Here is a 20,317-nt window from a genome sequence, read left to right on the forward strand (position 1 = left end):
TGCGGGAGGACGCCTTTTTTTATTCTTTTTTTCAGGATGCGCATGATGAGCAAAACGCGGTTCACATTGTCACGACGTCAATTTCTCCTGGGTAGCGCGGCGGTCGGTGGCAGCTATCTACTGCCGGGATTACGCAATGCGGTATGGGCTGCCGGTTCCGATGCGCCCGAAAAGAGCAACATTCGCGTCGGCTTTATTCCGCTCACCGACTGCGCGCCGGTGGTGATGGCGTCAGTAAAAGGCTTCGATAAAAAATACGGTCTGACGCTGCAACCGAGTAAAGAAGCCAGCTGGGCGGCGGTGCGCGACAAGCTCACCGCTGGCGAATTGGATGCCGCGCACGCGTTGTACGGCATGATTTATGGTCTGCAGTTGGGCATTGCCGGGCCTCAGCATGAGATGGCTAACCTGATGACGCTCAACAACAACGGGCAGGCCATCACCCTGGCGAATCAGCTTAAAGATCAGAAAGTTACTGATGCGGCCAGCCTGCAAAAATTAATCGCCAGCCAAGCCAAAGGCAGCTTTACCTTCGCGCATACCTTCCCAACCAGTACACACGCCATGTGGCTCTATTACTGGCTGGCCAACGCCGGTATCGACCCGTTTGAGGATGTGCGCACCGTGGTGGTCCCGCCACCGCAAATGGTGATGAACATGAAGATGGGCAACATGAGTGGCTTCTGCGTTGGCGAGCCGTGGAACCAGCGTGCTATCAGCGACAACATCGGTTTTACCGCCACCACCACACAGCAAATTTGGCCGGATCATCCGGAAAAAATTCTCGCCACGCGCGCCGCCTGGGTGCAAGAGAACCCCAATACCGCCCGTGCGCTGACCGCCGCAGTGCTGGAAGCCGCGCGCTGGATCGATGCCTCCGACGCTAACCGCAAAGAGACCGCGCAGGTGCTGGCCGGACGCGCGTGGATCAACACCAAAGTGGAAACGCTGGAAGGGCGCATGCTCGGTCAGTACGAAAATGGCCTCGGTCAGCGCTGGCAGGACGCGCACGGTATGCGCTTCTTCCGCGACGGTGAAGTGAGCTTCCCGTGGATTTCCGACGGCATGTGGTTCCTGACGCAGATGAAGCGCTGGGGCATGGTGCAAACCGCGCCTGATTATGCAGCAGTGGCGCGTCAGATCAACCGTATTGATATCTACAAACAGGCCGCCAGCGCGGTGGGCGGCATTAGCGTCCCAGCCGGCGAGATGCGCAGCAGCACACTGTTCGACGGCAAAGTATGGGACGGCAGCAATCCCGCCGCTTATGCCGACAGTTTTGCCTTAAACGCCGTTAAGTGAGGTCATGATGAAATCTGAAGCACGCTCGCTCAATACCGCGCCGATCGCCGCGCCACCGGCGCAGGTGATTGCACTCAAGGTAACGCCCGCACCGCGTCGGGGTCAACGCTGGCTCCGTCCCCTGCTGCAGCGGCTAATCCCCGCCAGTTGCGGCCTGATTCTGCTGCTGTTTGTCTGGCAACTGGCTTCAATGTCCAGTAAAGGCTTCCCCACGCCATATGCCACCTGGCAAGCCGCCGTCACGCTGTTTGCCGATCCGTTTTACAACAACGGGCCCAACGATCAGGGCATCGGCTGGAACGTGGTCGCCTCGCTGCAGCGGGTGGCAATCGGCTTTGGTCTGGCGGCGCTGGTGGGCGTTCCCGCCGGATTCCTGATTGGCCGTTTTACCTTTATCGCGCACATGCTCAACCCGATCATCGCGTTGCTGCGTCCGGTCAGTCCACTTGCCTGGTTGCCGATTGGCCTGCTGCTGTTCCAGCGCGCTGAACCGGCATCAAGCTGGACCATTTTCATCTGCTCCATCTGGCCGATGGTGATCAACACCGCCGAAGGCGTACAGCGAATTCCGCAGGATTATCTCAATGTGGCGCGCGTGCTGCGGCTCAATGAGTGGACAGTGATGCGCCGCATTCTGTTCCCGGCGGTGCTGCCTGCAGTGTTAACCGGTATGCGTTTATCGATGGGCATCGCATGGCTGGTGATTGTCGCTGCGGAAATGCTAACCGGTGGGCTCGGTATCGGTTTCTGGATTTGGAACGAGTGGAACAACCTCAATGTGGAAAACATCCTGATTGCCATCGTGGTGATTGGCGTGGTCGGTTTACTGCTCGAACAGGCGCTGATGTTACTGGCACGCCGCTTTAGCTGGGAAAAATAAGGAGCCGATGATGAATCCAATTATTCGCGTACAGCAGGTCAGCCAGCGCTTCAATACCGCAGGCGGTGAGTTCCTCGCCCTCGATAACGTCAGTTTTGATATCCACGAAGGTGAAACCCTCAGCCTGATTGGTCACTCCGGCTGCGGAAAGTCCACGCTTCTCAATTTGATAGCCGGGCTGACGCAGCCGAGTAGCGGCGTGTTGCTGTGTGACAACCGCGAAATCAGCGGTCCCGGTCCGGAGCGTGCGGTGGTGTTCCAGAACCATTCGTTGCTGCCGTGGCTGACCGCCTACCAAAACGTGGAGCTGGCGGTGCAGCAAGTGTTCAAAGGAAAAATGAGCAAAAGAGAGATGAGCGAGTGGATCGAACACAACCTCAATCGCGTGCAGATGAGTCACGCGCTGCATAAGCGTCCGTCGGAGATCTCCGGCGGCATGAAGCAGCGTGTCGGGATTGCGCGTGCGCTGGCCATGCAGCCGCGTGTGCTGCTGCTGGATGAACCGTTCGGTGCGCTGGATGCGCTAACGCGCGCTCATCTGCAAGACAGCGTGATGCGCATCCAGCAGGAGCTCAATACCACCATTGTGCTGATTACGCACGATGTCGATGAGGCGGTGTTGCTGTCAGATCGCGTGTTGATGATGACCAACGGCCCCGCCGCGCAGGTCGGTGACATTCTCAACATCGACCTGCCGCGTCCACGTTCACGGGTAGCGTTAGCCGACGAGCCGCGCTATCACCAGCTGCGTCAGCGGATTCTGCATTTCCTGTATGAAAAGCAAACGGCTGTGGCGTAAGGGGACAACCATGTTGCAGCGACTGGTAGTGATCGGGAACGGCATGGCGGCGATGCGCATGGTGGAAATCTTGCTGCAACGTGCACCGGGTCGCTACGCCATCACGGTGATTGGCCGTGAGCCGCACGGCAATTACAACCGGGTGCTGCTGTCGCCGGTGCTGGCGGGCGAAAAAGCCTTCGCTGACACGGTGATCCACGAACCCGCATGGTATGCGGCACATCAGGTGCAGTTGCTGATGGGGGAAGAGGCGCTGCAGGTGGATATCCCTACGCGCACAGTACTAACCGACCAGCGCACCCTGCACTGGGACAAGCTGGTGTTCGCCTGCGGTTCGAGGCCGCGCATGCCGGATCTGCCCGGCATCCATCGCCCACAGGTGCAGGGTTTCCGCACGGTGCGAGACGTGGAGGCCATGCTCGCGCAGCAAGGTCCGGTGGTGGTGCTGGGCGGCGGATTGATTGGCGTGGAAGCCGCAGCGGCGCTGCGTCAGCGTGGACGTGACGTCACGCTGCTGCATCATCGTCCGTGGCTGCTTGATCGCCAGCTGGATGCCAAAGCGGGTGCGCTGTTGCAGCAGCATCTGGCACAGCGCGGTATTCGCTGTCGGCTCGGCGTCACTTTGCAGGCCATTGACGCCGAAAGCGTCACGCTCGGCGATGGGGCGGTTATCGCAGCGGAACAGGTGGTGATCGCCATCGGCGTGCTGCCGGAGATCGCGCTGGCGCAGGCGGCGGGCGTGCCTTGCCAGCGCGGCATTCTGGTTAACCGTCAACTGCAAACCGCGCTTCCGCATGTGTATGCGCTGGGTGAGTGCTGCGAAATCAGCGGCGAAACCTTTGGCTTGATTGCGCCTTGTCTGACGCAGGCCGCCGTGCTGGCAGCACAACTGGCGGGTGAACCCGTGGCCGACTTTCACTATCAGGAAAACGGTACGCGGCTGAAAGTCAGCGGCATTGAGATGTTCAGTGCGGGCGATATCAGCGAAGGCGACGCCATCAGCAGCTTTGACCCGCTGCACCAGCACTATCGCCGACTGTTTTTGCGCAATGGCGCACTGCGCGGCGTGCTGCTGTTTGGCGACAGCCAGGCGGCAGGCACGCTGCTACCACAACTTCAACAGGCCGCGCAGGTGGGCATTAACGCACTGTTCGGTCTTGACGACAACACAACGCAGCCAAGCGCTGCAGGAAGCCAGATGATGAGCAAACCTCTTCTCGCCGTGGTTGGACATGGCATGGTCAGCCACCATTTTCTCGAACAGCTGGTGAGTCGTGAACTGCATCAGCACTATCACATCGTGGTATACGGCGATGAGCCGCAGATGGCCTACGATCGCGTGCATCTTACCGAATACTTCAACGGTAAAAGCGCGGACGATTTGTCACTGGTCTGCGATAACTTCTTTCAGCAACACGGCATCGAACTGCGCAGCGGTTGTGAAGTGGTGGCAATTGACAGTGCAAAACGCAGCCTGCGTGATGCCAGCGGCGCGGAATTGACCTGGGATAAACTGGTGCTGGCGACCGGCTCGGTGCCGTTTGTACCGCCGGTTCCCGGCCACGATCACGCGCGTTGTTTTGTATACCGCACACTGGCCGATCTGGATGCGATTGCTGACTGTGCCCGTAATGCGACGCGCGGGGTGGTGATTGGAGGCGGGCTGCTCGGACTGGAAGCCGCCAACGCATTGAAACAGCTCGGTCTGGAAACCCATGTGGTGGAGTTCGCGCCGCGTCTGATGGCGGTGCAATTGGATGACGGCGGCGCGCAGATGCTGCGCGGCAAAATCAGCGCGCTGGGCGTTCAAGTTCATACCAGCAAGCAAACTGAAGCGATTGAGAGTCTGCCGGATGGCAGCCTGCAGCTGCGTTTTGCCGATGGCAGCCTGCTGGCAACGGACCTGCTGGTATTTTCAGCGGGTATTCGTCCGCGTGATGCACTGGCGCGCGCCGCCGGTCTGCAACTGGGTGAACGCGGCGGCATTCTGATCAACGACGCTTGCGCCACCAGCGCCGCAGATGTCTATGCGATTGGTGAATGCGCGCTGTGGCAAGGGCAAATTTTCGGTTTGGTTGCGCCGGGATATCAAATGGCGCGCGTACTGGCGGCGCAGCTGGCGCAGGAAGAACTGGCGTTCAGCGGTGCCGACATGAGCACGAAACTGAAACTGCTCGGCGTGGAAGTGGCGTCATTTGGCGATGCGCACGGGCGCACCGCTGACAGCCAAAGTTATCAGTGGATCGATAATCCAAAGGGCATCTACAAAAAACTGGTGGTGTGCAAAGATCGCAAAACGCTGCTTGGCGGCGTGCTGGTGGGCGACAGCGCAGATTACGCCAGCCTGCTGCAGATGATGCTGAATCAGTTACCGTTACCAGAAGAGCCGGAAAGCCTGATTTTGCCCCAGTTAGCGGGTGCGCCGGCTAAAGCGCTGGGTGTCGCGGCGTTGCCAGACAGCGCGCAAATCTGCTCGTGCCATAACGTCAGCAAGGCGGACATTTGCGGGGCAGTGCAGGGCGGCTGCGGTGACATGGCGGCGATCAAAAGCTGCACCAAAGCGGCAACCGGCTGCGGTGGGTGTAGCGCATTAGTCAAACAGGTGATGGAGTTCCAGCTCGCCAGTCAGGGCGTGGAAGTGAAGAAGGATATCTGTGAACACTTTGCCTACTCGCGTCAAGAGCTGTATCACCTGATCCGCGTCGGCAACATCACCACCTTTGAGCAGCTATTGCAGCTCAACGGACGCGGACAGGGCTGTGAAGTGTGCAAGCCGCTGGTGGGATCATTGCTGGCATCATGCTGGAATGACTACTTACTGAAGCCCGAACATCTGCCGCTGCAGGATACCAACGATCGCTACTTCGCCAACATCCAGAAAGATGGCACCTATTCGGTGGTACCGCGTGTGCCAGCCGGTGAAATTACGCCGCAAGGGCTAATTGCGATTGGTGAAGTAGCCGCTCGTTACGATCTCTACACCAAAATCACCGGCGGTCAGCGCATCGATCTGTTCGGTGCGCGGCTCGATCAGTTACCGGATATCTGGGAACACTTAATCGCGGCGGGTTTTGAAACCGGTCACGCTTATGGCAAATCGCTGCGCACGGTAAAATCCTGCGTGGGGTCAACTTGGTGCCGTTACGGCGTGCAGGATTCTACCGCCTTCGCCATCGCATTAGAGAATCGCTACAAAGGGCTGCGCGCCCCGCACAAAATTAAAATGGCGGTTTCCGGCTGCACGCGTGAATGCGCTGAAGCGCAGAGCAAGGACATTGGCGTAATCGCCACGGAAAAAGGCTGGAACCTGTATGTCTGCGGCAACGGCGGGATGAAACCGCGTCATGCCGATTTGTTCGCCAGCGATCTCGATGATGAAACGCTGCTGCGCTACGTTGACCGCATCTTGATGTTCTATGTGCGCACCGCCGATCGTCTGCAGCGCACCAGCGTGTGGATGGATAACATGGAAGGCGGACTCGACTACCTGCGTCAGGTGGTGATCGAAGATTCACTCGGTATAGCCGTGCAACTGGAGCAGGAGATGCAGCGCGTGGTGGAGCGCTATCAGTGCGAATGGCACAGCACGCTGCAGGATCCTTCGCGTCGCGCCTTGTTTACCGCCACCGTCAACAGCGAGCAGCCTGACGAGACGCTCAACTATGTGCAGGTGCGCGGTCAGCGTCAGCCCGCGACGGCGGACAGCATTCCCGTTACCACGTTGCCGGCAGAACCCTGGAGTGCCATTTGCCTTGTCGACGCTATCCCGCCGTCTGCGGGCATGGGTGCGCGGTTAGGCGGTCAGCGTGTGGCCTTGTTCCGCTTGGGCGAGGCGATTTATGCGCTGGAAGATATTGAGCCCGGCACGCAAGCCAGCGTGCTGTCGCGTGGCATTCTCGGCGACGTAGCGGGCGAGCCGGTGGTGATATCACCGCTCTACAAGCAGCGCGTGCGGCTGCGCGACGGACAAAGTCTCGATAACGCCGAGCATCAGCTGCGCTGCTGGCCGGTGCGCGTGGAGGGCGGCAAAGTGTGGCTCGGGCATCAGCCGATTATTGCGCTGGCGGCGGCCTCATGAAAACCACCTGTCCGTACTGCGGCGTGGGCTGTGGCGTGGAGGTGAAAGCCCTCGATGCGCCGGTGAGCGGCGACCGCCAGCATCCGGCTAATTTCGGTCGGCTGTGCGTCAAAGGTTCAGCGCTGGGCGAGACCCTGATGCATGACGGTCGTTTGCTCTGGCCGCAGATTGATGGTCAGCGCGTCAGTATCGATGCCGCACTGGACCATGTGGCGGCGGGTTTCCGGCGCATCATCGATCAACATGGCCCGCAGGCGGTGGCCTTTTACGGCTCCGGTCAACTGCTAACGGAGGATTATTACACCGCCAATAAGCTGATGAAGGGCTTTATTGGCTCTGCCAACATCGATACCAATTCACGGCTGTGTATGGCTTCGGCGGTGGTGGGTTACAAACGCGCTTTCGGTGCCGATGCGGTGCCGTGCTGCTATGACGATCTTGAACAAGCCGATGTTGTGGTGTTAGTCGGCTCCAACGCGGCATGGGCGCATCCAGTGGCGTGGCAGCGGCTGGTGCAGGCCAAAGCCGAACGCCCTGAGATGCAGCTGGTGGTGATCGATCCGCGTCGTACTGCCAGCTGTGACCTTGCTGATGTTCATCTGGCGCTGCAACCGGGATCTGATAGCGCGCTGTTTGCCGGGCTGCTGAACTGGCTGGCGCACCATGCGGGTATCGATGCCAGTATGTTGCCGCATCTGGCCAATGTGGAAGCGACCTTAGCCGCCTGTGAGGCGTGGGATGTGGCGACGGTCGCCGCTGCCTGCCAGCTGAGTGAGCATGACATTGTGGCATTTTGGCAGCTGTTCGCAGCGCAGCCGCGCGTGCTGACGCTGTGGTGCATGGGCATCAATCAGTCACAAACCGGCAGCGATAACAACAACGCCATCCTCAATGCGCATCTGCTCAGCGGCAAAATCGGCCGTGCGGGCTGCGGACCGTTTTCGCTGACCGGACAGCCCAACGCCATGGGCGGCCGTGAAGTGGGCGGCTTAGCCAATCAGCTGGCGGCGCACATGGGCTTTAGCGCAGCAGAGGTTGATCGTGTTGCGCGCTTTTGGGGGAGCGATCGTGTTGCGCAGCAGCCGGGACTGACGGCAGTTTATCTGTTCAATGCCATCGAACGCGGCGACGTCAAGGCAGTGTGGATCATGGGTACCAATCCTGCCGTTTCGATGCCGGAAGGTAACCGCGTGGCACACGCGCTGGCGAAATGCGAGCTGGTGGTGGTGTCGGAAGTCAGCGCCCACAGCGACACGGCACAATTTGCTGATGTGCTACTGCCGGCGCAGGCATGGGGCGAGAAAAACGGCACCGTGACCAATTCGGAGCGGCGTATCTCACGCCAGCGCAGTTTTATTGCGCCAGCCGGTGAGGCCAAAGCGGATTGGTGGCTGCTGGCGCAGGTGGCGCAGCGACTCGGTTTTGGCGCGGCCTTTGCCTGGCAGCATCCAGGCGAGATTTTCGCCGAGCATGCCGCGCTGTCTGGTTTTGAGAATCGCGGCACGCGCGCCTTTGATATCAGCGCGCTGGCAACCATCACGCGTGAGCAATATGACCAGTTAGCCCCGGTGCAGTGGCCGATCACTGCCGCGTCACCCAACGGCACCGCGCGGCTGTTTGCCGATCGCCGCTTTTACCATGCCGATGGAAAAGCGCGTCTGCTGCCGCCCGCGATACCGGTTAAAACCCTCATGACCACTGATTATCCGCTGCTGATGAATACCGGCCGCATCCGAGATCAGTGGCACACCATGACGCGCACCGGCAACGTGCCGCGACTGATGCAGCATTACGATGAACCCTTTGTCGCGCTAAATCCGCTGGATGCGGCGGCGTACGGCTTGAGCCACGGCGATGTGACGCGCGTGCAGTCGGCGCTGGGCTGGTGCAGTGGACGCGTCACCCTCGACAGCGGCCTGCAGCGTGGGCAAATCTTTGTGCCGATGCACTGGACAAGACAGTTCAGCGGGCAGGCCAACGTCGATGGATTAGTCGCGGCCAGCTGTTGTCCCGATTCCGCTCAGCCAGCGTTAAAACAAACGGCGGTGCGCTTGCAACTACTGCGTCCAGCGTGGCAAGGCTGGCTGTGGCTGCCGGACATCATCACGCCGCCTGCACTACTCTACTGGTCGCGAGCCCCACAGCCCGGCGTGCAGCGCTATGTGCTGGCGGGCAGCGCTCATGCTGGCGAATGGCTGATGCAACTGCCGGGCATGTCCGCATTGCAATGGCAGCAGGCGCAGGCGGGACAGCAATTGCACTGGCTTGGCTGGCGCGAGGGCAAGTTGGCATGCGCCTTTTATGCCGCGCCCTGGCTACCAGACATCGATCACCCATTTATCGCGCGGGCCTTCAGCCAGCCGCCCGATTTGCCGCAGCAGCGACATGCGCTGTTGGGCGGGCGACCGGCGCAGGGCGGCAGCCACGGACGTACCCTTTGCAGCTGCTTTGGCGTCGGTGAAGTGGCGATTCGCCGGGCCATCGCTGAGGGCTGTGATTCCCCGGCAGCGCTCGGCGCGGTGTTGAAATGCGGCACCAACTGTGGCTCCTGTATCCCGGAGCTCAAACAACTGCTCTCATCTCTGCGCGTGGCGCAGTAACGGAAAACATCATGACGCAAGCCAGTGAATCCCTCGACAAGCTGTTTAATCCGCGTGACGGCGAACACGCGCAAGGTGGCGTCTGGCTGGTTGGGGCTGGGCCGGGAGACGTAGAACTGCTCACCTTAAAAGCATGGAGGCTGATCAACAGCGCCGACGTTGTGGTGTATGACCGGTTGGTGAGCGAGGCGATCATGGCGGAAGTGCCGCCGGAGACGCTGGCGATTGATGTCGGCAAGAAGCCCGGCAGCCACGGGTTAAAGCAGGCGCAAACTAATCAGCTGCTGGTGGATTTAGCCCGCAGCGGGCGGCAAGTGGTGCGGCTCAAAGGCGGCGATCCCTTTATTTTCGGGCGCGGCGGTGAAGAGATGCTCTATCTGCAACAGGCGGGAATAGCCTGCCAGATCGTGCCGGGTATTACCGCCGCCGCCGGATGCGCGGCAGCCAGCGGCATTCCGCTAACGCACCGTGATTGCGCACAGTCGCTGCGGTTAATTACCGGTCACGGCAAAAGCGGTGAACCGCAGCTGGATGATGCCAGCCTCGCCGCCAATAACCAGACGCTGGTGTTTTATATGGGGCTGAAGTGGAGCGCCAGCATCAGCGCACAGCTGCAGGCGCAGGGCCGCAACGCGCAGACGCCGGTGGCAATCATTGAGAATGGCACGCGTGCCGATCAGCGGGTGATGATCACTACGCTGGCTGAGCTGGCACACACTGTTGAGGTGCAACAAGCCCAATCGCCGGCGTTATTGTTGGTGGGTGACGTGGTGCACTTTTATCGCCAACCGGTCAGGATTAATGCACATTCGAGCAATGTAGCGGCGCCATTTATGGCGACCAATCAGCCCGCAATTTCACTTATGGCTAAATAAGCTCACATTTCCCCCCTTTAATCCGCGCTTTAGCCTGTCAGGGTTTTGGCATTCTATGCTCAGAATTCCTGCCAGCTGAGGTAAGTCGTGGCTGAAGAGAGTAACGAGGACAAAACAGAATCGCCCACGCCCCACCGACTTGAAAAAGCGCGTGAGGAGGGGCAGATTCCGCGTTCGCGCGAGCTGACTTCAGTGATGATGCTGTTGATTGGATTGCTGATCCTGTGGGTCGGCGGCAACAGCATGGCGGAGCGTCTGGCCAGCATGGTCGCCACCGGATTTCGTTTTGATCACGGCATGGTAAACGATGACAAAGTGATCATTGGTCATATCGGCAGCCTGATTAAGCAGGCGGTGATCGCGCTGCTGCCGCTGATGGGCGGCTTAGTGGTGGTGGCGATTGCCGGGCCGATGGCGCTGGGCGGCCTTAACTTCAGCGGCAAATCCATTAAGTTCGATCTCAAAAAGCTCAACCCGCTCACCGGTATTGGCCGCATGTTCTCCGGCCAAACCGCTGCAGAGCTGGTGAAATCGATCATGAAAGCGGTGCTGGTTGGGCTGGTGGCTGGCTGGTACATCTGGAGCCATTGGGAAGAGATGCTGCGTTTGATGAGCGAATCGCCGATCAACGCGCTACATCATGGTTTGTCGATGATCGCCGCCTGCTGTGGGCTGATCATGCTGGGCCTGTTCCCGATGGTGGGTTTTGATGTGTTCTGGCAGCTCTACAGCTACTTCAAAAAGCTGAAGATGACGCGCCAGGAGATCCGCGACGAACACAAACAGAACGAAGGCGACCCGCACGTTAAAGGGCGTATTCGCCAGGCGATGCGCGCGGCGGCACGCCGTCGCATGATGGCCGATGTACCGAAAGCCGACGTTATCGTCACTAACCCGACGCACTACTCGGTGGCGCTGAAGTATCAGGAAGGCAAGATGAGCGCGCCCAAAGTGGTGGCAAAAGGCGCGGGCGATATCGCCCTGAAGATTCGTGAGCTCGCCAAAGAGCACCGCATCCCGATTCTTGAAGCACCGCCGCTGGCGCGTGCGTTGTATCGACACACCGAAATTGGTCAGTTCATCCCCGGCGCGCTGTATGGCGCGGTAGCGGAAGTGCTGGCCTGGGTTTGGCAGCTGCGACGCTGGAAGCGCGAAGGCGGCCTGATTCCAAACAAACCAAAAAACCTGCCGGTTCCGGCAGACATGGACTTTGCAGGAGAGAACACTAACGATGGCTAATTTAGCCGAGAAGCTGCGTTTACCGGGCAACTTTAAAGACACGCAATGGCAGGTGCTGGCGGGCCCGGTACTGATCATGTTGATCTTGTCGATGATGGTGCTGCCGTTACCCGCATTCATTCTTGACCTGCTGTTCACCTTTAACATTGCGCTGTCGATCATGGTGCTGCTGGTGGCGATGTTCACCCAGCGCACGCTGGAGTTCGCCGCCTTCCCGACCATTCTGCTGTTCTCGACGCTGCTGCGTCTGGCGCTGAACGTTGCGTCAACCCGTATCATTCTGCTGGAGGGCCACACCGGCGCCGATGCGGCCGGACGCGTGGTGGAAGCCTTCGGTCACTTCCTCGTTGGCGGTAACTTCGCCATCGGTATCGTGGTGTTCATCATCCTCGTTATCATCAACTTCATGGTTATCACCAAGGGTGCGGGACGTATTGCCGAAGTCGGCGCGCGTTTTGTGCTGGATGGGATGCCCGGTAAGCAGATGGCGATTGATGCTGACCTCAACGCCGGCTTGATTGGCGAACAGGAAGCCAAGCAACGCCGTACCGAAGTGACGCAGGAAGCCGATTTCTACGGCTCAATGGACGGTGCGAGTAAGTTCGTTCGTGGTGACGCCATCGCCGGCATCCTGATCATGGTGATCAACATCATCGGCGGCCTGTTGGTCGGCGTGGTGCAGCACGGCATGGATCTCGGTCACGCCGGTGAAACCTACACGCTGTTGACCATCGGTGACGGCCTGGTAGCACAGATTCCAGCGCTGGTGATCTCCACCGCCGCAGGTGTCATCGTAACGCGCGTGGGCACCGATCAGGACGTCGGCGAGCAGATGGTAACGCAGCTATTCAAGAACCCGCGCGTGCTGATGCTGAGCGGCGGCGTGATTGGTTTGCTCGGCCTGGTGCCGGGCATGCCAAACCTGGTGTTCCTGCTGTTTACCGCTGCGCTATTAGGACTTGCCTGGTGGTTACGCGGTCGCGAAATGCAGCCGAAGAAACCAACCGAAGCCTCAAGCCTGGTGAAAACCCAGGAAACGCCGGCCACGGTGGAAGCGTCGTGGACCGATGTGCAGCTGGAAGATTCGCTCGGTATGGAAGTGGGTTATCGCCTGATTCCGATGGTCGATCACCTGCAAAACGGCGAACTTTTGGGGCGTATCCGCAGTATTCGTAAGAAGGTGGCACAAGAGGTGGGCTTCCTGCCGCCGGTGGTGCATATTCGTGACAACATGGAACTGCCACCCGCGCGTTACCGCATCCTGATGAAAGGCGTAGAAATTGGCAGTGGCGATGCTTACCCGGGCCGCTGGATGGCGATCAACCCCGGCACCGCCGCTGGTTCGCTGCCGGGCGAGCCAACCGTCGATCCGGCCTTTGGACTGGCGGCGATCTGGATCGACAGCGCCCTGAAAGAGCAGGCGCAGATTCAGGGCTTTACCGTGGTGGAAGCCAGCACCGTGGTGGCGACGCACCTCAATCACCTGATTGGCCAATACGCCAGCGAGCTGTTTGGCCGTCAGGAAGCGCAGCAGCTGTTGGATCGCGTCACGCAAGAGATGCCGAAGCTGACCGAAGATCTGGTGCCGGGCGTCATCACGCTGACGACGCTGCACAAAGTGCTGCAAAACCTGCTGACCGAGCGCGTCTCGATTCGCGATATGCGCACCATTATTGAAACATTGGCGGAACATGCGCCGGTGCAGAACGATCCGCAAGAGCTCACCAGCGTTGTGCGTGTGGCGCTGGGACGGGCAATTACCCAACAGTGGTTCCCGGGCAACGGCGAAGTGCAGGTGATCGGCCTCGATGCCACGCTGGAACGCCTGCTGCTGCAGGCGCTGCAAGGTGGCGGTGGACTCGAGCCAGGTCTGGCAGATCGCTTACTGGTGCAGGCGCAAGGCGCACTGCAGCAGCAAGAGATGGCAGGCGCGCCGCCGGTGCTGCTGGTCAATCATCCGCTGCGTGCGTTGCTGGCACGCTTCCTGCGGCGCAATCTGCCGCAGCTGATTGTGCTGTCGAATATGGAGCTGACCGACAACCGTCAAATCCGCATGACCGCCACCATTGGAGGCAAGTAATGCGTCGCTGGTGCTGGGCAGTAATGCTGATGCCGTTGATGGCGCTGCCGCTGGCTGTTGATGCGTCCAGCGGTGCCTGGACAGCCAACGCCAGCGGCCCAAGCCTTGGCGTGCGCGGTAACTGGCTGATGACGCCTGCGCTGCGTGCTCCTTCCAGCGCGCCGGGCAATATTTCGCTGGTGTACTGGCGTTATCAGCTCAGCCGTCCTGCGCCCTCGGGTTTGGTGGTGCGCTTGTGTGCGGGCGATCGTTGTGTCGAGATTGAAGGCGCCAGCGGCAGTACGCGCGGCTTAGCCAACGTGGCGGCGGAAGAGACGCTGCATCTGGCATTTGGCTTCCAGGGGAAGGGCGCTTTGCCGCCCGGCTTACGCGTGGTGAGCAGTGAAGTGACGGTGAATTATCAGTAACGCGTGCTACCTCGGCGACGCGCCCTGCGCCGCCGAGTGCAGTAATTAAGGCTTATCTCCCTGACCGTAAATCGGGGGTGAAGCCAGTTTTGCATCCTCTCTTAACCCTTTTACCTGCTTCGCATCCACTTTGGCCGCCGCCGGATTACCAAACTGCTGGGTAACAAAGTTACTGACATCCGCCACCTGCTGGTCACTCAGCTCAGGCGCAAAAGGCGGCATAAAGACTTCGCCTTCGCGCATATGGCGATGCACACCGTTGAGGACCACCGATACCACGTTCAGCGCATCTGCCGCGCCGGTGCTGGTGTGGTGGAACAGCGATGGATAGGCATGGAAACCGCTGCCCGATCCAGCACCTTCCGCGCCGTGACAGCTGGCACAGTTACCGGCAAACAGCACCGCACCGGGCTGAGCATGGCGGGTCGCCTCATCGGCACCGCGCAGTGCAATCAGCGCGGTGGAAGGTTGTCCCCAGCTGTCGCGCGCACGGGTTTGCTGCGCGTCCGGCTGCGGCTTAACGCTGCGCAGATAGGTGGCGATGTCCTGCAGATCACTCTCGGGCAGATATTGCAGGCTGTGCTCAATCGCTTCGGCCATCGGTCCGGAGGCGCTGGCTTTGTTGGCGACAAAGCCGGTTTTCAGGTAGGTCACCAGCTGCTGCTGGCTCCAGTCACCGATGCCTGCCTGCTTATCGGGTGTGATGTTGTACGCCATCCAGCCGCCGAGATCGCCGCCAGCCAATGCTTTATCGTTGTCCATGCCCATGGTCAGATTACGCGGCGTATGGCAGGTGCCGCAGTGCGCCAGCGCTTCAACCAGATAGCGGCCGTTATTCCACTGCGCGCTCTGCTGCGTATCATTCTGCAATTCGCCTTTATCGAAGTTAAACCACTTCCAGAAGCGCATGCCCCAGCGTTGGTTGAATGGGAACGGCAGGTCGGTTTGCGGTGAAGCCTGATGCACCGGCGGCATCGACATGAGATAGGCTTTGATTGCCAGCACATCATCGCGCTTCATTTTGGTAAAGGAGTCATACGGCATCGCCGGATAGAGCTGCTCGCCATTTTTGCCAATGCCGTCGCGCACCGCAGCAACGAACTGATCGTCACTCCAGCTGCCGATACCGTACTGCTTATCAGAGGAGATATTGCTGCCCCAGATCTGGCCGAAAGGCGTACTGACCGCAAAGCCGCCGCCAAACAGCGGGCCGTTGGTGGCGGTATGACAGGCGGTACAGTCACCGGCGCGCGCCAGATATTCGCCGCGCTTAATCTGAGCGGCATTGTCTGCCGCCTGCGCCACGGCGCACTGCATCAGGACCACCGCGATAGCGGCCTGAATCAATACAGGTTTCATCGGGTGCTCCTTACAAGCTTGCCAGAACGCTATCGGCCATACGCAGCGCCAGCGCGGTTCCGGTTAGCGTTGAGTTGACCGTCGAGGCCGACGGCATAATGCCGGTGCCGGCGATAAACAGGTTTGGGTGATCGTGGGTGCGACAGTGACCATCCACCACCGAATCCTGTGGATTGCTGCCCATGATCATGGTGCCGGTGATGTGCTGGTTATTGTCGTAGACGCCGCGTTTGCTGTAGACCGCCTCGGTGCCGCCCATCTCTTTCACCATGCGCTGGAAGTCGATCATCGACTGGTCATAGCCGCGATGCACATATTCCGGGAAGCGGTAGTAAACCTCGAGGCGGGGAATGCCCCAGGCATCCTTCTCGGTTTTGCTCAGCGTGACGCGGTTCTGCGGCTCCGGCAGCATCTCCAGCAGACACTTGAGCTGAACAAAACGCTCGGCCTGGAAGGCCAGTTTGTCGTTAAGCGCCTTGCCGTAATAGCCCTGACGCACCAGTCGTTCGGTGAGATAACGCACCGGCGAGGTGTTGGCGAGGTCGATACGCAGCGCCGAGCGCTCACCACGGAAATCGCCGTCGCGCATATTGTTGATGCTGCCGGGACGCATCGGCCCACGGCCAAACCACACCGGCTCATCGGCGTAGAACTCTACCGACGATCCGGGATGGTCCATCAGGTTACGGCCCACCATGCCGGAACTGTTGGCGATGCCGTTCGGGTAGCGATCGCTGGTGGAGAGCAGCAGGATTTTCGGGCTTTCGATGCCGTTGGCGGTCAGGACAAACTGTTTGCCAGTGACGCGATGGCGCGCTTTGTTCTGATCGAGATAGTGCACCGCCTGAATGGTGCCTTTGTCGTCAGCCTCAATGCGGAACACCACCGCATTAGTGACGATTTTGACACCGGCATCCAGCGCCTTACGCGCGGCGATGCCGCCGTGGTACTGCGCATCGATCGGGCAAACCGGCATGCAGTTGTTGTTGCCGCAGCAGGCCGGGCGACCGTCATAGGCGATACTGTTACGCGCCTGCGGACCAATGCCCACCTCATAACCCAGCGGACCGAGTCGCTGCTTCAGACGATCGAAGCCATACGGCAGCGGAATGCCCGGCAGCGGATAAGGGCGCGAACGCGGCGAAGCCAGATCGCTGTCACCGGACACGCCCATCTGGTATTCGGCGTCGCAGTAATAGGGTTCCAGCTCGTCATAGCTGATCGGCCAGTCGCGGCCAATACCGTACAGCGACTGAATGCGCATATCGTTCGGCAACAGGCGGAACGCTTGTCCAGCCCAGTGCCATGTGGTGCCGCCGGTGCCGCGCAGATATTGGGCGCGATAGGGATCCGGGCCTTTTTGAATCAGGTAATTGTTATCGCTGGGAATGAATTTAGGCTGCGGTGCCCACGGCTGCGGCGGATACGGTTCGGTGAAGTCGCCCTTAAACGGCGAGTTGCGGAAATACTCCACCGCCTGATCGCGCTTAATCTCCGGGCCGGACTCCAGCATCAATACCGAAGCGCCTGCTTTGGCCATCTTCAGCGCCGCCAGTGAACCGGCAATGCCGGCGCCAATCACCACCACATCGGCGCTTAATGAATCAGACATGTGCTCTCCTTGCAGGCGGCTGCGTCCAGAAGTTAGGTTGCCCCGGCGCGTAGCTCGGTGGTAACAGGGAATCACGCACCAGCTGATAGCTGACGATATTCTCAAAAGCGATACATTGCGGACGCGGCAGCGGGCCGACAACACCGAGATACCAGCCGGAAACCAGCGCCTGATAAAGATCGTCGAGGGCTTTGGGTTGGGTACTCAGCAGCGCCAGCAGGCTGCTACCGTTGGCGGTGGGTTGCTGCTGCAGAAGCGCGCTAAGCGTATCGAGCTGGCTGTCCAGCTGCGGAAAACGTGCGTGCAGCCAGCTGTAGAGGCGCTGTGCCAGCAGGGCATCCGGCTGGTCCAGTCCGGTTAATCGGGCGGAAATCGCAGTAAAACTGGCGGACGGTGCCACTGCGGCGGCCAGCGGTGGCGAGGCGAAAGCCAAACTGCCGGGGAGCGCCTGCGTCAGGACGCCAGCCACCATCAGGCCCGCCGTGCCGGTCAGCAACCGGCGGCGTGAAAGAGTCATCATGGAAATTCCCGAAAGTTATTTCAGCGCCTGAGCGGCAACCTCTGAAGCCTGGTTATCCAGATCCTGTTTGGGGGTACTGACGCCGACGGCGCCGACCACTTCATTCTGCAGCGTGAGCGGGAAACCGCCGCCGAGCGCCACCGCGTGCGGGATGGCGAGAACCGTGTTTTCGCCGCTCTGCAGACGCTGCATAAATTTCAGGGAAGGGGCGTGATACAGCGCCGAGGTGCGCGCTTTACCAATGGCGGCATCGACGCAGCCCGGCGATGCGCCGTCAAGGCGCTGGAAGGCCAGCAGCGTACCGCTGGTATCAACCACCGCTACACAGCCGGTGCTGTGCTGCGCGCTGATGCTATTTTTGACGCTGGTCATTACCTGGTTGGTGTGGCTGGCGTCCAGCGCGGCGGCGCTGGCCTGGCCAATACCCGCTGCCAGCAGCAGGGAAAGGGCGACAGATGCTCTAATCTTCATGTTTTGCTTCCGATAGTTATTGTTTTAAAACCTGCTTCTCGTCTCGCTTACGCTACGCTGTTACAAAAATGTAAACAATTGCCGATAAACAAAACGCATACCTCTATGCGTATAACTCATTGAGGTGGATAGATCTTATCCAGCGTCTGTTGCCAGACGAACGGCGTCAGTTGTTGATAGCGCAGGGAACGGGCGTTTAACGCATCAATCAGCCCTTGCTGCGTGGCAACAATCGCTGCGCTCATGGCGGCTGGTACCTTGACGTCCTGCAGCGTTTTCACCACTTCCTGCATCTCTTCGGCGCGTCGCTGGCCGTGCTCCGCCACGCGGCTAATCAGGTAGTGCGGCAGCTGATCGTCCCAGCCCAGCGACGGGAAACTGGCGTGCAGCGAGTCGAGCACCGCTTGCTCTACGCCATACTGGCGCGCCGCGCTCAAACATTCGGTGGTCAGCGCCTCGAGGCCTTTGATCATCACGCTGCGGCACATCTTAATCGCTGAAGCTTCACCCACTGCGCTACCCAGCAGGCGGCTGTTGAGGCCCAGCTGTTGCAGCAGCGGCTGCACCTGTGCAGCCTGAGCGCCGCCAATCAGCAGCGGCGTCGCCAGCCGCTTGGGCGGCACCGGCGCCATCACCGCCACGTCGATATAGCTGGCACCCGCAGCGTGAATCATTTCAGCCGCGGCGCGTTTGGTGTGCGGTGCCACCGAGTTGAGATCGAGAAAATGCTGCCCAGCCTGTAACCGCGCTGCCGCCTGCTGCGCCACGTTGAATGCCTGCGACGCGGTAACGGTGGAGAACACCAGCGCGGCGTCCTGCAATGCATCCGCCAGCGAAGCGGCCAGCCGCACGCCGCTCTGCTGCGCTTTTTGCTGCAGCGCGGGCAAGGTTTCTGCCGCGAGGGCTTTGCGATCCCATACCGTCACCGCATTGCCCTGCGCCTGTAAATCATGGGCGAGAATGCCGCCCGCTTCGCCAAAACCGATAAAGGTGATGTTCATCAATTACTCCTTGCTGAATGGCCAGACCGCCGCCGGGATCATGACTTCACCGACGAAAATGGCACGCGCAGTGCGCAACAGACCGCAGCCCGCCAGCGGGTTATCGCCTTCGCGCTGCAGCAGCACGCTAAATTCACCGCTGGGATGTTCCACGCTCAGGCGCTGTTGAGGTTGCTGGCTGGTGCGTGCCAGTCCGTCCGCGACGCTGCCGGGGATCAGGCAGGCGCTGGCAACGCTGACCGCACCAAGCACGCCAATCGAGGCATGGCAGCGGTGCGGAATAAAGGTGCGTGAGCTGATGGCGCCACCGTGACGCGCTTCGGCCAGCAGCGTGACTTTGGGCACCGTACGCTGGCTGACATCCCCTAAATTCATCCGCGGCCCGGCCTGCAGGCGGATTGATTCCAGCCGCTGCTTGAGCTCGCTGTCGTTATCTAACGCGTCGCGGCTTTCATAGCCGCTGCGATTGACATCCGCTGCACGCACCAGGATCACCGGCATGCCGTTGTCGATGCAGGTGACGTCGATGCCATCAAAACGATCGCGCGGCTGACCGGTTGGCAGCAGCGCGCCACAGCTCGATCCGGCAATGTCTTTGAAGGTGAGGGCGATTTCGCCTGCGCTGCCCGGTACGCCATCAATGCGTAAGTCGCCGTCATAGTCGACTTCACCGTCGGGCGTGGCGAACGCCGCCTCGGCAATCTGCCCGGTGTTCTGCATGAAAATGCGCACACGGGTGCGTTCGCTGCCTGCCTTGACCAGCCCGCGTTCGACGGCGAAAGGGCCGACGGCGGCGAGGATATTGCCGCAGTTTTGCCCGTAATCGACGCGGGCTTGATCGACGTTGACCTGGGCAAACAGGTAATCGACATCGGCATCGTCACGGTGTGAAGCGCTGACGATCGCCACTTTGCTGGTGAGCGGATCGGCCCCGCCGAGGCCGTCAATTTGACGGATATCGGGCGAACCCATCACCGCCAGCAGTACCCGATCGCGGGCCGCCGGTTCGGCTGGCAGATCCTGTGCCAGAAAGCAGGCGGCTTTGGAGGTGCCGCCGCGCATCAGTAAGCAGGGAATGCGACGCTGGCGCATGG

Annotated in this window: 15 protein-coding genes; 9 read left to right on the plus strand and 6 right to left on the minus strand. The window is 60.2% G+C overall.

Going from position 1 to position 20,317, the window contains the following annotated elements; translation table 11 throughout:
- Positions 1-45 precede the first annotated feature (45 nt).
- The 9 genes from Q3H59_RS08745 (at position 46) to Q3H59_RS08785 (ending at position 14,260) form a co-directional block, all read left to right on the plus strand.
- Complete coding sequence (locus tag Q3H59_RS08745) at positions 46-1,302, plus strand: CmpA/NrtA family ABC transporter substrate-binding protein (protein WP_309836664.1); 1,257 nt, start codon at positions 46-48, stop codon at positions 1,300-1,302.
- Positions 1,303-1,309: 7 nt separating this feature from the next.
- Positions 1,310-2,182, plus strand: coding sequence for a nitrate ABC transporter permease (gene ntrB / locus Q3H59_RS08750; protein ID WP_101764127.1), 873 nt, complete (start codon positions 1,310-1,312; stop codon positions 2,180-2,182).
- Between the two features lie 10 nt (positions 2,183-2,192).
- Positions 2,193-2,981 (plus strand): ABC transporter ATP-binding protein, encoded by a 789-nt coding sequence (locus Q3H59_RS08755; RefSeq protein WP_101764128.1) that lies wholly within the window; start codon positions 2,193-2,195, stop codon positions 2,979-2,981.
- Positions 2,982-2,991: 10 nt separating this feature from the next.
- Positions 2,992-7,059, plus strand: coding sequence for a nitrite reductase large subunit NirB (nirB, locus tag Q3H59_RS08760; protein ID WP_309834318.1), 4,068 nt, complete (start codon positions 2,992-2,994; stop codon positions 7,057-7,059).
- The gene (locus Q3H59_RS08765) at positions 7,056-9,659 is read left to right on the plus strand and encodes a nitrate reductase (protein ID WP_101764130.1); all 2,604 of its coding nucleotides are present in this window, start codon (positions 7,056-7,058) and stop codon (positions 9,657-9,659) included. The genes nirB and Q3H59_RS08765 overlap by 4 nt, the downstream gene beginning before the upstream one ends.
- Positions 9,660-9,670: 11 nt before the next feature.
- Positions 9,671-10,534 carry a uroporphyrinogen-III C-methyltransferase gene (gene cobA / locus Q3H59_RS08770; protein ID WP_137385963.1) on the plus strand — a complete coding sequence of 288 codons (864 nt, stop codon included), beginning with the start codon at positions 9,671-9,673 and terminating at the stop codon, positions 10,532-10,534.
- 87 nt (positions 10,535-10,621) lie between these two features.
- Positions 10,622-11,773 (plus strand): flagellar biosynthesis protein FlhB, encoded by a 1,152-nt coding sequence (gene flhB / locus Q3H59_RS08775; protein WP_101764132.1) that lies wholly within the window; start codon positions 10,622-10,624, stop codon positions 11,771-11,773.
- Positions 11,766-13,853: a flagellar biosynthesis protein FlhA gene (gene flhA, locus Q3H59_RS08780; protein ID WP_008110540.1), complete on the plus strand. Its 2,088-nt coding sequence runs from the start codon at positions 11,766-11,768 to the stop codon at positions 13,851-13,853. The genes flhB and flhA overlap by 8 nt, the downstream gene beginning before the upstream one ends.
- Complete coding sequence (locus tag Q3H59_RS08785; RefSeq protein WP_192411668.1) at positions 13,853-14,260, plus strand: flagellar protein FlhE; 408 nt, start codon at positions 13,853-13,855, stop codon at positions 14,258-14,260. The genes flhA and Q3H59_RS08785 overlap by 1 nt, the downstream gene beginning before the upstream one ends.
- A gap of 45 nt (positions 14,261-14,305) precedes the next feature.
- Here Q3H59_RS08785 and Q3H59_RS08790 read toward each other — a convergent pair whose 3' ends face one another.
- The 6 genes from Q3H59_RS08790 to Q3H59_RS08815 all read right to left on the minus strand — a co-directional run bounded on the left by Q3H59_RS08790 (position 14,306) and on the right by Q3H59_RS08815 (position 20,315).
- Positions 14,306-15,619 carry a cytochrome c gene (locus Q3H59_RS08790; RefSeq protein WP_309834324.1) on the minus strand — a complete coding sequence of 438 codons (1,314 nt, stop codon included), beginning with the start codon at positions 15,617-15,619 and terminating at the stop codon, positions 14,306-14,308.
- A gap of 10 nt (positions 15,620-15,629) precedes the next feature.
- Complete coding sequence (locus tag Q3H59_RS08795; protein ID WP_192411670.1) at positions 15,630-17,231, minus strand: GMC family oxidoreductase; 1,602 nt, start codon at positions 17,229-17,231, stop codon at positions 15,630-15,632.
- A complete protein-coding gene (locus Q3H59_RS08800) occupies positions 17,224-17,751 on the minus strand; it encodes a sugar dehydrogenase complex small subunit (protein WP_309834327.1) in 528 nt (175 codons plus the stop codon). Before Q3H59_RS08800 ends, Q3H59_RS08795 begins: the two co-directional genes overlap by 8 nt.
- A gap of 15 nt (positions 17,752-17,766) precedes the next feature.
- Positions 17,767-18,222 (minus strand): heme-binding protein, encoded by a 456-nt coding sequence (locus Q3H59_RS08805; protein WP_309834329.1) that lies wholly within the window; start codon positions 18,220-18,222, stop codon positions 17,767-17,769.
- 116 nt (positions 18,223-18,338) lie between these two features.
- Complete coding sequence (locus tag Q3H59_RS08810) at positions 18,339-19,223, minus strand: DUF1932 domain-containing protein (protein ID WP_309834331.1); 885 nt, start codon at positions 19,221-19,223, stop codon at positions 18,339-18,341.
- 3 nt (positions 19,224-19,226) lie between these two features.
- Entirely contained in the window at positions 19,227-20,315 is a 1,089-nt protein-coding gene (locus tag Q3H59_RS08815) for a 4-oxalomesaconate tautomerase (RefSeq protein ID WP_309834333.1), read from the minus strand.
- Positions 20,316-20,317 lie beyond the last annotated feature (2 nt).

The sequence above is a fragment of the Pantoea sp. SORGH_AS_0659 genome, assembly GCF_031453915.1.
Taxonomy (GTDB): domain Bacteria; phylum Pseudomonadota; class Gammaproteobacteria; order Enterobacterales; family Enterobacteriaceae; genus Pantoea; species Pantoea leporis.

Excerpts from the sequence above, each read along its gene's own strand:
- Q3H59_RS08745 (WP_309836664.1), top strand. The coding sequence starts at position 46 with ATGAGCAAAACGCGGTTCACATTGTCACGACGTCAATTTCTCCTGGGT.
- Q3H59_RS08765 (WP_101764130.1), top strand. The coding sequence starts at position 7,056 with ATGAAAACCACCTGTCCGTACTGCGGCGTGGGCTGTGGCGTGGAGGTG.
- ntrB (WP_101764127.1), top strand. The coding sequence starts at position 1,310 with ATGAAATCTGAAGCACGCTCGCTCAATACCGCGCCGATCGCCGCGCCA.
- Q3H59_RS08815 (WP_309834333.1), bottom strand. The coding sequence starts at position 20,315 with ATGCGCCAGCGTCGCATTCCCTGCTTACTGATGCGCGGCGGCACCTCC.
- Q3H59_RS08810 (WP_309834331.1), bottom strand. The coding sequence starts at position 19,223 with ATGAACATCACCTTTATCGGTTTTGGCGAAGCGGGCGGCATTCTCGCC.
- Q3H59_RS08790 (WP_309834324.1), bottom strand. The coding sequence starts at position 15,619 with ATGAAACCTGTATTGATTCAGGCCGCTATCGCGGTGGTCCTGATGCAG.
- Q3H59_RS08785 (WP_192411668.1), top strand. The coding sequence starts at position 13,853 with ATGCGTCGCTGGTGCTGGGCAGTAATGCTGATGCCGTTGATGGCGCTG.
- Q3H59_RS08795 (WP_192411670.1), bottom strand. The coding sequence starts at position 17,231 with ATGTCTGATTCATTAAGCGCCGATGTGGTGGTGATTGGCGCCGGCATT.
- nirB (WP_309834318.1), top strand. The coding sequence starts at position 2,992 with ATGTTGCAGCGACTGGTAGTGATCGGGAACGGCATGGCGGCGATGCGC.
- Q3H59_RS08805 (WP_309834329.1), bottom strand. The coding sequence starts at position 18,222 with ATGAAGATTAGAGCATCTGTCGCCCTTTCCCTGCTGCTGGCAGCGGGT.
- cobA (WP_137385963.1), top strand. The coding sequence starts at position 9,671 with ATGACGCAAGCCAGTGAATCCCTCGACAAGCTGTTTAATCCGCGTGAC.
- Q3H59_RS08800 (WP_309834327.1), bottom strand. The coding sequence starts at position 17,751 with ATGATGACTCTTTCACGCCGCCGGTTGCTGACCGGCACGGCGGGCCTG.
- Q3H59_RS08755 (WP_101764128.1), top strand. The coding sequence starts at position 2,193 with ATGAATCCAATTATTCGCGTACAGCAGGTCAGCCAGCGCTTCAATACC.
- flhA (WP_008110540.1), top strand. The coding sequence starts at position 11,766 with ATGGCTAATTTAGCCGAGAAGCTGCGTTTACCGGGCAACTTTAAAGAC.